Source organism: Streptomyces sp. DH12 (assembly GCF_020873895.1).
GTDB lineage: Bacteria > Actinomycetota > Actinomycetes > Streptomycetales > Streptomycetaceae > Streptomyces.
The window spans coordinates 79,710-92,066 of the sequence record NZ_JAHWGT010000027.1 but is presented as its reverse complement, the minus strand read 5'-3'; the positions used below and the strand labels follow the sequence as shown (position 1 = coordinate 92,066).

10 protein-coding genes are annotated in these 12,357 nt (G+C 70.3%); 2 read left to right on the top strand and 8 right to left on the bottom strand.

Going from position 1 to position 12,357, the window contains the following annotated elements; genetic code table 11:
• The first annotated feature begins 91 nt into the window (after positions 1-91).
• Positions 92-1,462, top strand: coding sequence for an L-serine ammonia-lyase (locus tag LPA54_RS23460; protein ID WP_228981042.1), 1,371 nt, complete (start codon positions 92-94; stop codon positions 1,460-1,462).
• 94 nt (positions 1,463-1,556) lie between these two features.
• Here the strand turns inward: LPA54_RS23460 and LPA54_RS23455 are convergent, their stop codons facing one another.
• The 5 genes from LPA54_RS23455 to LPA54_RS23435 all read right to left on the bottom strand — a co-directional run bounded on the left by LPA54_RS23455 (position 1,557) and on the right by LPA54_RS23435 (position 8,279).
• Positions 1,557-2,072 carry a hypothetical protein gene (locus tag LPA54_RS23455; protein WP_228981038.1) on the bottom strand — a complete coding sequence of 172 codons (516 nt, stop codon included), beginning with the start codon at positions 2,070-2,072 and terminating at the stop codon, positions 1,557-1,559.
• The gene (locus tag LPA54_RS23450) at positions 2,069-6,709 is read right to left on the bottom strand and encodes a putative T7SS-secreted protein (protein ID WP_228981036.1); all 4,641 of its coding nucleotides are present in this window, start codon (positions 6,707-6,709) and stop codon (positions 2,069-2,071) included. Before LPA54_RS23450 ends, LPA54_RS23455 begins: the two co-directional genes overlap by 4 nt.
• Positions 6,709-7,356 carry a hypothetical protein gene (locus tag LPA54_RS23445; RefSeq protein WP_228981034.1) on the bottom strand — a complete coding sequence of 216 codons (648 nt, stop codon included), beginning with the start codon at positions 7,354-7,356 and terminating at the stop codon, positions 6,709-6,711. The genes LPA54_RS23450 and LPA54_RS23445 overlap by 1 nt, the downstream gene beginning before the upstream one ends.
• Positions 7,353-7,880, bottom strand: a complete 528-nt coding sequence (locus LPA54_RS23440; RefSeq protein ID WP_228981033.1) for an SseB family protein — start codon at positions 7,878-7,880, stop codon at positions 7,353-7,355. Before LPA54_RS23440 ends, LPA54_RS23445 begins: the two co-directional genes overlap by 4 nt.
• A 183-nt stretch (positions 7,881-8,063) precedes the next feature.
• Entirely contained in the window at positions 8,064-8,279 is a 216-nt protein-coding gene (locus tag LPA54_RS23435; RefSeq protein WP_228981031.1) for an EF-hand domain-containing protein, read from the bottom strand.
• A 94-nt stretch (positions 8,280-8,373) separates the two neighbouring features.
• Here LPA54_RS23435 and LPA54_RS23430 point away from each other — a divergent pair, with 94 nt between their 5' ends.
• Positions 8,374-9,012 carry a GNAT family N-acetyltransferase gene (locus tag LPA54_RS23430; RefSeq protein ID WP_228981030.1) on the top strand — a complete coding sequence of 213 codons (639 nt, stop codon included), beginning with the start codon at positions 8,374-8,376 and terminating at the stop codon, positions 9,010-9,012.
• Between the two features lie 25 nt (positions 9,013-9,037).
• Here LPA54_RS23430 and LPA54_RS23425 read toward each other — a convergent pair whose 3' ends face one another.
• From LPA54_RS23425 to LPA54_RS23415, 3 genes are all read right to left on the bottom strand, one after another.
• Complete coding sequence (locus tag LPA54_RS23425) at positions 9,038-10,240, bottom strand: YncE family protein (protein WP_228981028.1); 1,203 nt, start codon at positions 10,238-10,240, stop codon at positions 9,038-9,040.
• Between the two features lie 368 nt (positions 10,241-10,608).
• A complete protein-coding gene (locus LPA54_RS23420; protein ID WP_228981026.1) occupies positions 10,609-11,124 on the bottom strand; it encodes an ATP-binding protein in 516 nt (171 codons plus the stop codon).
• A gap of 365 nt (positions 11,125-11,489) precedes the next feature.
• Entirely contained in the window at positions 11,490-12,257 is a 768-nt protein-coding gene (locus LPA54_RS23415) for an enoyl-CoA hydratase/isomerase family protein (protein WP_058942640.1), read from the bottom strand.
• Between the last annotated feature and the right edge of the window lie 100 nt (positions 12,258-12,357).

Genomic DNA, 12,357 nt, shown 5'->3' with positions numbered 1-12,357 from the left:
CCGTCCTCCCGTCCCCTCCCCCTCCGTCCCACCCCGTTGTCCCTGCACCACCCCGGCAGACAGCGACGTCTTCCCACCAAGGAGTCCCCCCGTGGCCATCTCGGTCTTCGACCTGTTCTCGATCGGCATCGGCCCGTCCAGCTCCCACACGGTCGGCCCGATGCGCGCCGCCCGGATGTTCGCGCGCCGCCTGAAGAACGAGGGCCTGCTCGCCCACACCGCCTCCGTCCGCTGCGAGCTCTTCGGCTCCCTGGGCGCCACCGGCCACGGCCACGGCACGCCGAAGGCCGTCCTGCTGGGCCTGGAGGGCGACTCGCCCCGCACCGTCGACGTGGAGACGGCCGACGCCGAGGTGGAGCGGATCAAGAGCGAGGGGCGCATCAACCTCCTCGGCGTGCACGAGATCCCCTTCGACTTCGACGAGCACCTCGTCCTGCACCGCCGCAAGGCCCTGCCCTACCACGCCAACGGCATGACCGTGTGGGCGTACGACGCCGAGGGCGCGACCCTGCTGGAGAAGACGTACTACTCGGTCGGCGGCGGGTTCGTCGTCGACGAGGACGCCGTGGACGGCCAGAACCCGATCGTCCCCGACGACACCGCGCTGAAGTACCCCTTCCGCACCGGCGACGAGCTGCTGCGCCTGACCCGCGAGACGGGCCTCTCGATCTCCGCGCTGATGCTGGAGAACGAGAAGGCGTGGCGCACCGAGCAGGAGATCCGCGAGGGCCTGCTGGAGATCTGGCGCGTCATGCAGGCGTGCGTCGAGCGGGGCATGACGCGCGAGGGCATCCTGCCGGGCGGCCTGAAGGTGCGCCGCCGGGCCGCGAACACCGCCCGCAAGCTGCGCTCCGAGGGCGACCCGCTGGCGCTCTCCATGGAGTGGATCACGCTCTACGCGATGGCGGTCAACGAGGAGAACGCCGCCGGCGGCCGGGTCGTCACCGCCCCGACCAACGGCGCGGCCGGCATCATCCCGGCGGTGCTGCACTACTACATGAACTTCGTACCCGGCGCCGACGAGGACGGCGTGGTCCGCTTCCTCCTCGCGGCCGGCGCGGTCGGCATGCTGTTCAAGGAGAACGCCTCCATCTCCGGCGCCGAGGTCGGCTGCCAGGGCGAGGTCGGCTCGGCCTGCTCCATGGCGGCGGGCGCGCTCGCCGAGGTCATGGGCGGCTCCCCCGAGCAGGTGGAGAACGCCGCGGAGATCGGCATGGAGCACAACCTCGGCCTGACCTGCGACCCGGTCGGCGGCCTGGTGCAGATCCCGTGCATCGAGCGCAACGGCATGGCGGCGGTGAAGGCGGTCACGGCGGCGCGGATGGCGCTGCGCGGCGACGGCAGCCACAAGGTCTCCCTGGACAAGGTCATCAAGACCATGAAGGAGACCGGCGCGGACATGTCGGTCAAGTACAAGGAGACCGCCCGCGGCGGCCTCGCGGTGAACATCATCGAGTGCTGAGGCGGCGGTCCGGGCACGGTTCCCCCGACCGGTGCGCGCCGCGGACGGCGTGCACCGGTCGGGGGGTTCCTCGTCTACGGCGCCATGGCGGTCTTCAGCTCGCCGGGAACGGCGCCCACAGGTCGAGGCTCCACACGTCCCCGTTGCCGACGCGGTATCCGCGCTCCTCGTCCTCGGCGTCCACGACGAGGACGGAGACGTTCGAGGACGCGGCCCGGTACTGGAGGAATCCGCCCTGGTCGGTGACTCTCAGCTCGGGGACGCCCCGCGTACGGGAGAGCGCGTCGCGTACCTCCTCCCAGGATGTGTACCGGGCGAACGCGACACCCATGCTCCGATCCCAGGCCCGGGCCAGGCAGTCGTCCGACGCAAGGCGGTGCAGCTGGATCGTCGCGGTGGCCATGACCCACTCCGGCTCCGGCTCCGGCTTTGGGTTGAACGCGAGCTCGACGAGTCCGTAGTCCCGCCGCAGCCACGCCCCTTCCTCACCGACGACATCGACGAAGGGATGGCTGAATGCCCGGTCGACCTCGTCGAGTGTCGAGCCGATGCGGAGACCAAACAGCTCTCCGGTGGCGATAAAAGAGGCGAGAAATTCAACGCCGGTCACGGCCAGCTCTCCAGTTTGTCGATCAGTGCTTGCATCTCAGCCGAGCGATTCTGCCTGTTGCCCCAGTTGTGGTCGTCCATCTCGGCCTTGGCCGCCTTGCTCTTGGCCAAGAGGTCAGCGCGGAGCGCCGGGTCGTTGTTCACCGCGTCCAGAGCCGCCCGCACACTCTTCTCCGATGCCAGTCCGGTACTCAGCCGAATGGGGTCCGCAGCGAGGTTGCCCTTGTCGTCCACATAGACGCGCACCTCATGCTCCGCACCCTTCTTCTGCGGAATGTGTACATGGGCGCCTTTGGTCGCCCAGTCGGAGGCCATCGGGGAGACGCGTATCTTGCATGGCTTGAGGCCGAGCGGGTCCGACGCGGTATGGGGGTTGTCCACATAAGTGGCGGGGTTCGGAGCAGGTTCAAGCCCAAGGGGGTCGGTGCTGAGGTAGCGAGCCGTCTCGGGATCGTAGTGGCGATGGAAGTTGTAGTGCAGACCGTTCTCCGGGTCGTAGTACTGGCCCGGGAAGCGAAGGGGTGTGTAGGTCGTGCTCGCGGCAGCCCAGGCGGTCGCACCCCACACGGTGCTGCGAGTACGCCAGGCAAGCTCTCCCGCCTCGTCGACAAGCTCGGTCGGGGTGCCGACAAGGTCGGTGACGATCGCGTAGAAGCGCTGGTCAACAGCCTTGTGGGACGTCCCGTCCGCGTCCAGTCGGCGCTCCGTCTGAGTGAGCGGGCGCAGGCCGTCGTGGTCCCAGGTGATGGCGACAGGGCAGGGGAACGGTTCACCACTGCTGGTCTGCTCGCACAGCGTCGCGCCGTCCCAGGTGAAGATGATTTCCTCCGCCACGGCGCGGCCGTCGTCAGCGAGGCGCTGCTTGGCGATACGGCGGCCAAGCGGGTCGTACAGGTAACGCCATACCGTGTCGTCCGGCGTGACGACCGAGGTGAGACGGTCTTCGGGGTCCCAGGTGTAGCGCCAGGTGTCGGGCTTGTGTGACAGGCGAACCTTCTGTCGCAGTACGGTGCGGCCCTGCGCGTCATGCTCGTACCGGATCTTCCCAGCCTGAGCGACGCGCGTACCTGTGTAGGCCCGTGCCCCTGTGGCGTCCCGGCTGGGGTGAGAGGCTGGCCAGAAGGCAGCGGTCTGGTTCCCTGCCGCGTCGTAGGCGTACGTCTCGGACCAGCCCACGGCGTGGACGACGGTGATCCGGCCCACCGCGTCAAGATCGAAGCGGCGGCTACCGGAGAGCCGGTCATGCACTCCCACGACGTGGCCGTCCGGGCGATAGGTGTAGGAGCGGCGCTGGATGCCGTTGCCCCGGCTCATGACTCGCTGGTCGATGAGCCGGCCGACCGCATCGAAGGTGTTGGCCAGGCTCACGTGATCACCAATGTGCCGTTCCAGTTCCCTGCCTGCCAGGTCACGGCGGAAACCGATGGTACGGCCGGAGGCGGTCAGTTCCAGGAGGTTGCCGGCCGCGTCGTACCCCCACGTACTGACGGCCCCGGTCGGGGTGGTCCTGCCGATACGACGACCGAGCGCGTCATGGTCGAATGAGAGCTTCCGCCCATTCACCGTCTCGGACCGCAGGCGCCCGTACCGGTCGCGAATGCGTACCAGTGTTGCATCTGGTCCGGTGGCCACGGCGAGCTCGTCGAAGACGTCGTACTCATACGTGGTGACGCTGCCCTCGCATTCCTTCCGGATCACTCGGCCCATGCTGTCGCGCTCGTACTTGATGGCCTGTCCGAGTCCGTTGGTGCGTGTGGTGAGGCGTCCGGCAGCATCGAACGCGTAACGGAGCGTACGCCCGTCGAAGTCGGTCTCGGACACGAGTCGACCCGCAGGGTCGTACTCGTAATCCCAGGTCAGTCCCAGAGGGTTGAGGACCCGCGTCAACCGGAGCCGGACATCGTGCTGGAACTCGTACCGTACGCCGTCGGGGCCGGTCCGTGCCGTCAAGAGGTCGAAGTCCGTGTACTCGAAGTGTGTGGTCCCGCCCAGGGCATCGGTGTGCGAGAGCACATTGCCCTCACCGTCGTACGTCCACGTCTGATGGCTGCCGTCGGCCTCCACAAGTCGGGCCACCTGGCTTTCCACGGTCCACTCCACCCGGGTCACCGCTCCGAGCGGATCGCTGATGACCACGGGGCGGCCGAAGAGGTCCCGTTCGTACCGTGTGACGGCGCCCAGCGGATCGGTGATCGCCACCGGCAGCCCGGCTCGGTCGCATCGCACGAACACGGTATTACCGAGAGCATCGGTCATCGAGGCAAGGTGCCCCACCTCGTTGTACGTGAACCGCGTCGTCGCCCCTGAGACCTCCGTGTAGGAGGTGCGGTTGCCGCGTTCGTCGTACGTCTGCCGCATGACGGTCCCGTCCGCGTACCTGACGGACACCGGGAGTCCGAGATCGTTGTGTTCGGCGTGGACACTGCGACCGTCCGGGCGGATCACCTCGCTCAACCGACCTGCGTCGTCGTAGACGCAACGGATTGTGCCGCCGAGCGGATCGGTGTGGGAGAGCAAGCGGTTGTGGCGGTCGTACGTGAACCGGGTCACCGCACCCAGGGGGTCGATCTCGGCGACGACCTTGGAACGCTCGTCCACGACGAATCTCTTCGTGTGCCCAAGCCCGTCGGTGATGGACGTCGTCCGGAGACCGGTTTCGGGGTCGGGGTTTCCCCAGACGAAGCGGGACTCGACGTGTCCGTTGGTCCCGGTCTGGTAGGTGCAGCGGTCTTGGTCGTCGTAGACGTAGTCGAAGCGGCTGCCGTTGGTGTCGGTCCACGATGTGATGCGGCCGTGCTCGTCGCAACCCAAGCGCAGCGGGCTCCCCGAGGAGTTGACGACCTCGCTCAGATGACCGTCGGTGTAGCCGTAGCGCACGATCTCCTGGTCGGAACCGTCCGGCGCCGCACCCGCCAGGTGGAGGGCGGCCACCCTGCCCTCGCTCGTAGTGATCTTCAGGTGGTAGCCGCCGTGGTGGACGATCGACGTCGGGGCACCCGTCTGGTCGTACTCGAAGGCGATCCAGTTCCCGTTGCGGTCGTCGATCTGGGCCAAAAGGGAGAGCTCGTTGCCATGGTCGGTGAAATGCCAGACCCTGCGGGTCTCAGGATCGGTGATCGTGTAACCGTCTTCGACCCGGTCCAGCGGCCACCGCCTGCCGTGCGTGGGCATGACCGGGGCTCCGGGGGCAGGGTGCGGGTAGGCGAGGAGGCTACCCTCGTCGCAGCTGAGGACGACGCCTTCCGCGTCGATCTCCAACCGCTGGTCCACCGTCGATGACCACGTCGGGCCGAACCAGCGGCCGGAGCGGTGCGAGGAATCGAAGGTGCGCTGGAAGACGAGGGGCAGCGAGCCGGGTAGGGCGATGTCCGTCTGCGGCAGCAGGACACGGCCGGACGCCATGTCCACCGGGTCACCATCGCACACGTTGTCGCGGCACCTGCTGCTCTGGTTGTCCGGGTTCTTCTCATGGTCCCCGCGGGCGCCGCCCGGCTTGTTGCCGTCGGGCACGTGCTTGGTGCCGTTCAGACCGGCGCGCAGACCTCCGCGTACCACCCCCGCGCCCTTGGCGCCGAGCAGTTCGGGCACCAGGCGGCCGAGGAACTCCGACGGGTCGCCCTTCGCCGCGTCCCAGGCGTTCTTCAGTGCCCTGTCCGGGTTCGCAACCGTGGACACCAGGCCGGCGAGCGTCATGTTGACGCCCTTGTAGTACTCCGCCGGGTGGGTCAGGTTGTACGGGTCCACCGGGTTGACCGAGCGGACGAAGTTGAGCAGACCCGCTGTGCCCTTGATGACGCCGCCGCCGAAGTGGGCCAGTTCCATGCTCTGGCCCAGGCCGTAGTCCATCAGTTCGAACTTGGCCTTCTCGACTCCGGTCGGTTCCTTGGGCGCGTGTGCCAGGGCGGCGTGCACCGCGGTCTTGGCGGACTCGGCGGCCTCGTTGCGCGCGGTCCGGGCCTCGTTCAGGATCTCCCGCGCACGTTGCCGCTTGGCCTTGCCCGGGTCGGAGAAGTCCCCCGGATGCGGCAGCGGACTGTCTCCGTCGCGCGCCGCGTTGTAAGCATCGACCTTCTTGTTGTACGTGTCGACCGCCGTCTTGGAGTCCTTGTCGCCCTCCTTGTACAGCGCGATCGCCTCACGCGCCTTGCCTTGCGCGCTCGCGATCGCGCCGGAGTATGTCTCCAGCGCCTTGGCCGCGTTCTCCATCGCTTCCGCCGCGCGCAGCCAGTCGGTCGGCAGGGTCTGGAACTTCTCCCGGAACGCGTTGGCCGCCTCGCCCTTCCAGCGGCTGGAGTCCAGCTTCTTCATCCCGCCGCCGACCAGGTCGAACGCCTTCCGGAAGTCCCGAAGGTTCTTCACCGCCTCGGCGATCTTCTCCGGCCTGCCGTGGATCAGCTCGTTCGCTTCCTCGGTCCGCCCGAGCTGCTGCTCGCCGACCTCCGCACCGAGAGCGGAGGCGGTCTCATCACCCCAGTCCTCGACCGCGTCGGCCCAGTCGTGTGCACCGATCTTCTCCAGCCCCTGGCCGGTCTTGTCGGTGACGTAGTCGACGCCCTCGCCGACGATCTCCTTGCCCTTGTCGATGCCCCGGTCGACTCCGTCGACGATCTTGTCGCTCCACCCCCGCCAGTCCACCATCAGCGGTTGTCCCCCCACCGCGGCTGCTCGGCCTGATCGATGGTCGCCTGGTCGGGATCGAGCATGTCCTTGAGCTCCTCGTCCATCCCGTCACGCAGCTTCGGGTCCAGCACGCCGGAACGCTCCATCGAGTCGAGCATCGCGTCCTCGACGTCGTACGCGGTGTTCTTCCATGTCTGCTTCACCTCGCCGTGAGCCTCGGAGAACGACTCGCGGCTCCAGTCGGCGCCGTCCCACATGTGCTGGTCACGGACGGTGTCCCAGCGCATCTGCTTGACCTCGTCCTCGGACAGATGCGGGTTGCCGTCGAGGGAGTTCACCCCGATCTTGAACGAGTCCTTGACGTACTGCTCCTGCTCCGCGAACGAGCCCGCCGACAGGCCCACGCCCTGCGCGAAACCGTTGCCCCGCAGAGTCAGCGCACGCACGCCCCACTCCCACCGGTTGCAGAACGTCTCGAACTCCGACGCCAGACCGCCGTGCCCCAACTCCAGCCCGGACAAGGCCAGGTCGGAGAACCCCCGGCCCACCGACGCCTCACCGATCATCCCGAGCTCCTTCAGCTCGGCATGCGCCAGATTGATCCCCTGTACTATCTCCGCCAGCGCCGCCGCCGGCGCCGCGAGAACAGGCTCGCTCCCACTCACGGTGCCTCCCCCTCGAGATCCACTGCCACCTCGTCCGGGACGATCCCACGCACCGGCGGAAACAGGGCCCCGGTCGCACTACCCGCGTCCAGCGCGACGCCGCCCGGTCCCGGCAGCAGCGGCACCATCACATCGAGGAGCCGCGCGCCCAAAATCGTCCGGTACGTCCACTCACGCCTCGCGTCCCCTCGCGCCGCCGCGAACCGCGCCAGCGCCTCCTCGTCGGAGAACGCACAGATCCACCGCACCCCGTTGAAATCCGCCGTCCACAGACTCCCCTGCGCATCGAACGGCACCACCACGGCAGTACGCCGGAACTCCCCCAGCGAACGCGCGAACTCCCGCCTCGCCGCAGCTGCCTCGTCGGCCTGCTTCGGGTCCCGCGGCGCGGTCCGCGTCCCAGCCGGCGAGGCCGCCGGAACCGGCTCCGGTCTCCGCAGCGCTGCCGAGACCGGAGCGTCCGCCAGTTCGACCAGCCTAGAAACTGGTGAAGGCTTCGGTATGTCGTCCCCGTTGTCAGTCACATGAACATGCTGCCAGGGCGAACGACCTGTTCTCTCCCCGGCGCCTGCCGAGCCGTCGGCTCGGGTGTCGGGGTGGCCGGGATCTGACGCGCACCGCGCACGGCGCGGCGCCGGCAGGGCGCGAGCGGCGCCCCCGGGGAATCCCGGGGGCGCCGCTCGGTGTGTGCGGGGGCGGTGGGGCCGTCAGGCCCTGTTCAGGCGGGTCCAGAACTCGTCCCAGCTCAGCAGGCCGTCGCCGTTGCCGTCCTGGGCGTTTATGACGGCCTGGGCGACGGGCTCGGTGACGTTGAAGTCGCCGAGCTGAGCCATGACGCTCTTGTACTCGGCGGCCGTGATGAAGCCGTCGCCGTTGACGTCGTACCGGTCGAAAGCCTTGCGTGCAGACTCCATGTCCGCCATCGCTCCACCCCTTAAGGATCTGTGCAACTTCGGCGGCCAGCGTAGCGGCAGGGGCGGCGGGGGTTCCGCGGGGGCCCGGGGGGACGATGGCGGTATGAGCGACCATGTGGCCCGTGTCCTGTCCGCGGCGGCGCGCGGGGTGTTCCCGCCGCCCGACGGCTCCACCGTGATCGTCCCGCAGCCGAGCCGGCGGGACGCCGGGGTGCTGGCGTTCACCGCGCACTCGGTGGTGTTCGTGGACGAGGACCCGGCGTGGGTGCGGGCCGAGCTGGCGGCCTCGTCGGCCGATCCGCTGGCCGCGGCGATGAGCCCGGGGTTCCTCGCGGCGCTGATGGCCCGGACGGGGCGCCGGGCGGACACCGTCGACATGCTGACCGTCGCGGGCCGGCTGGACGGCCCGCCGCCGCTGCCGCTGCGGGAGGTGCGGGATCCGGACCATCCGCGGGTGGTGCGGGCGCGGGCGTACCGCGACGACGTGCGGGTGTGGGCCGCCGACGGCGGGGTGGTGGTGCTGGGGCGCGCGGTGGCGGGCCGGTGGGAGGCCGCGGTCGAGGTCGACGAGGCGGCCCGGGGGCGGGGCCTGGGGGTGCGGCTGGCGCTGGCCGCCCGCCACCTGGTCCCGGACGGGGCGGTGTGGGCGCAGCAGTCGCCGGGCAACGCCCGCAGCGTGCGTACGTTCCAGGCGGCCGGGTACCGCCCGGTGTGCGCGGAGGCGCTGCTCGTGCTCCGCTGACCGGCACCCGCGGCCCGGCGGGGCGTCAGCGGTAGACGCCGGTGTGGCCCAGGGAGTAGCGGCCGGGCTGGGGGTACACGGCCAGGCCGCGGGGGCCGTCGCCGACCGGGATGCGGGCGAGCTGCCGGCCGGTGCGCGTGTCGATCGCGTAGACCTCGGAGTCGTACCGTCCGGAGAGCCACAGCACCCTGCCGTCCGCCGAGACGCCGCCCATGTCGGGTGAGCCGCCGTCGGGGAGCCACCACTTCCTCGTGACGCGCTCGCGGGCGAAGTCGAAGACGGAGACGGAGCCCTCGCCGCGGTTCGGCACGTACATCTCGCGGGAGTCGCGGGAGACGTACAGGCCGTGGCAGCCCTTGCCGGTGGGCAGCAGGCGCGGGGTGGTGAAGGCGTCGCCGTCCACGGCCCACAGGCCGTGGGCCATCATGTCGGCGACGTAGAACGTCCGGCCGTCGGGCGAGAGTTTCACGTCCTGCGGCATGGCCCCGGCGAAGGGCAGCTCCAACCGGGCGACGACCTCCTTGCGGGCCGTGTCGACCTTCAGCAGTTCGCCGGAGAACTCGCAGGAGACGACGGCGTACCGGCCGTCGGCGGAGAAGTCGGCGTGGTTGACGCCGTGGCAGGGGGCGGGTTCGGTGTGGCGGCGCTCCATGGTGTGCGGGTCGCGGAAGACGAGTTCCCGGTCGAGGGAGGCCATGACGACGGCGTGACGGCCGTCGGGGGTGAAGTAGAGGTTGTACGGGTCGCGGACGGGGACGTCCTCGCCGCGCCGCCGGCCCGTGGCCGGGTCGAGTGGGGTGAGGGTGTGGCCCTGGTCGTTGGTGACCCAGAGGGTCTTCAGGTCCCAGGACGGCACGACGTGCTGGGGGTGCCTGCCGACCCGGACGGTGTCGACGACGCGGTAGGTGGCGGGGTCGATGACCGAGACGGTGCCGGAGAGCGTGTTGGGGACGTAGACCCGGGAGGGGAAGTCCCGGACGGTCGGGGAGAGCCGGCCGGGGCGGGCCGCGGCGTAGACGTCGCGGGGGTCGAGCGGGGGCGGCATGCCGGGCAGCGGGCCGGCGGCGGGGTCCGCGGCGGGTGCGCCGCCGGGGCGTGCGGGTGGTGCCGCCGACCCCGGCCCGGCGGGTGTGCCGGCGGGCGTACCGGCGGTGGCGCACCCGGCGAGGAGGGCCAGCAGGGCGGCGGCGAGGAGGCCGGTGGTTCGCTTGCTGAGGTGCACGGTCACGCGACCATTTAAGGGCGGTCTGCCGGGAACCTTCCGGATTGACCCGTCATACCTGTTCCCGGGCTGGTCCACGGAACCCACAGGACGACGGAAGTACACGCCCCATCCGATAGTTATTCATGGTTTGCCAGGTGAGTGGCGTGGTTCACCTTGGATTGTTCTCCACAATGCCGGATTGCTGCACCTTTGGCGGGGAATGGCGTTTTGGTAGCGGAGGCCCCCGTCTGACATAGTCGAGTCCTACGACCCCCTCGACCCGGGCCAGGTCGTCGACAGCGCCGTCGGACAACACCCCACTTCCGTCCGCGGCGCTCCACGAGGAGCCCCCGCGGCGCCGGACCACGGCGCACAAGGGGGCTCCGGTGCGTTCAGCGGTCGGTGACGCGGATCTCGAACCAGGTGTTCTTGCCGCGCGGCAGCAGGTCCACTCCCCAGCGGTCCGAGAGCTTGTCGACGAGGAAGATCCCGCGCCCGCTCTCGTCGAGCTCCTGCACCGGCATCAGGCAGGGCAGCCCCCGTGAGGGGTCGCGGACCTCGATCCTGATCCGGCCCCGGCGGCGGTGCATCCGTAACCCGAACGCCCGCGCCCCGGTGTGCCGCACGGCGTTGCCGACGAGTTCGGAGACGAGCAGGACCACGTCCTCGGCGACCTGGGGGCCGAGCAGCCAGTGGCGGAGCACCACGCAGTGGGCGATGCGGCGGGCGGTCGCGGCGGACTCGGGGAGCGAGGGCAGCCGGACCTCCTCGGCCGTCGGGTCGCCGTGCTCCGCCAGCGCTCTGAGCGCCCGCTCCTCGTCCGCGGACGGCATCCACCTCGCGGCGGCGGTCGCCCCGCCGCGCTCCCCCGGTCGCTCCACGCCTTCCAGCCCCGCCATGCCCCCCATGATGGCCGCCGGGCGGGGGCGGCGGGGCGGTTCCCCGGGAATCGTCCGGCGGGGCCGAGGGCCCCGCCGGACGCGCCCGTCATATGACGGAGGCACCGGAGGTCCGCCGCAACCGCACTGACCAGCGGTGACACAGGGCACCGGCATGATCACGGGGAGGGGTGGGGCGGGGGGTCCCTCTCCCGCGTCCCGGAGGCTTCAAACCACCCGCAGGAGTGAACCTCCCACCGGGCGTTCCCCTGCCGCCTCCGGACCGGACACATGGTCCGAACGGCCGGGGGCGGCGGGGGCGGCCGGGGACGGCTGCGGACGGCCGGGCGGACCCGGGACGGACCCGGGGCGGACCCGGGGCGGACCCGGTCCCGTCAGAGGAACTTGGCCTTGCCCGGGCCCTCCTCCACGAAGCTGCGCATGCCCCGCTCCCGGTCCTCGGTGGCGAACAGGCCCGCGAACCAGTTGCGCTCCACGGCGAGACCGGTGTCGATGTCCGTCTCCAGGCCGGTGTCGACGGACTCCTTGGCGGCCCGCAGCGCGAGCGCCGGGCCCTGGGCGAGCTTGGCGGCCCAGGCGTGGGCCTGCTCGTAGACCTCGGCGGCCGGGACGACCCGGTCGACGAGGCCGATGGCCAGCGCCTCGTCGGCCTTGACGTGGCGTCCGGTGAAGATGAGGTCCTTGGCCTTGGAGGGGCCGACGAGGCGGGCGAGCCGCTGGGTGCCGCCGGCGCCGGGGATGAGGCCGAGCAGGATCTCGGGCTGGCCGAGCTTGGCGTTGTCGGCCGCGATGCGGAAGTCGGCGCAGAGCGCCAGCTCGCAGCCGCCGCCCAGCGCGTAGCCGGTGACGGCGGCCACGACGGGCTTGGGGATGCGGGCCACGGCGGTGAAGGAGTCCTGGAGGCCCTTGCCGCGGCGCACCATGGCCGCGTGGTCCATGACCTGCATCTCCTTGATGTCCGCGCCGGCCGCGAACACCTTCTCGCCGCCGTAGACGACGACGGCGCGGACGTCGTCGCGGCCCGCGGCCTCCTCGGCGAGTTCCTTGAGCCGGTCCTGCGTGGCGATGTCCAGCGCGTTCATCGGGGGGCGGTCCAGGCGGATGGTGCCGACGCCCGCGGAAACTTCGAGAGTCACTGTCATACGGGGCAGGTTAGCCGCCGTTAACGACGGAGGGACCGGTGCGGTTCGTCACAGCACCGGTCCCTCCGAACGGAGCCTGTCCGTCCGCTACTTGGCCCGC

What these genes read in the sequence shown, in the direction of transcription:
- LPA54_RS23450 (WP_228981036.1), bottom strand. Translation starts at nt 6,709, where the DNA reads ATGGTGGACTGGCGGGGGTGGAGCGACAAGATCGTCGACGGAGTCGAC.
- LPA54_RS23435 (WP_228981031.1), bottom strand. Translation starts at nt 8,279, where the DNA reads ATGGCGGACATGGAGTCTGCACGCAAGGCTTTCGACCGGTACGACGTC.
- LPA54_RS23430 (WP_228981030.1), top strand. Translation starts at nt 8,374, where the DNA reads ATGAGCGACCATGTGGCCCGTGTCCTGTCCGCGGCGGCGCGCGGGGTG.
- LPA54_RS23420 (WP_228981026.1), bottom strand. Translation starts at nt 11,124, where the DNA reads ATGGGGGGCATGGCGGGGCTGGAAGGCGTGGAGCGACCGGGGGAGCGC.
- LPA54_RS23415 (WP_058942640.1), bottom strand. Translation starts at nt 12,257, where the DNA reads ATGACAGTGACTCTCGAAGTTTCCGCGGGCGTCGGCACCATCCGCCTG.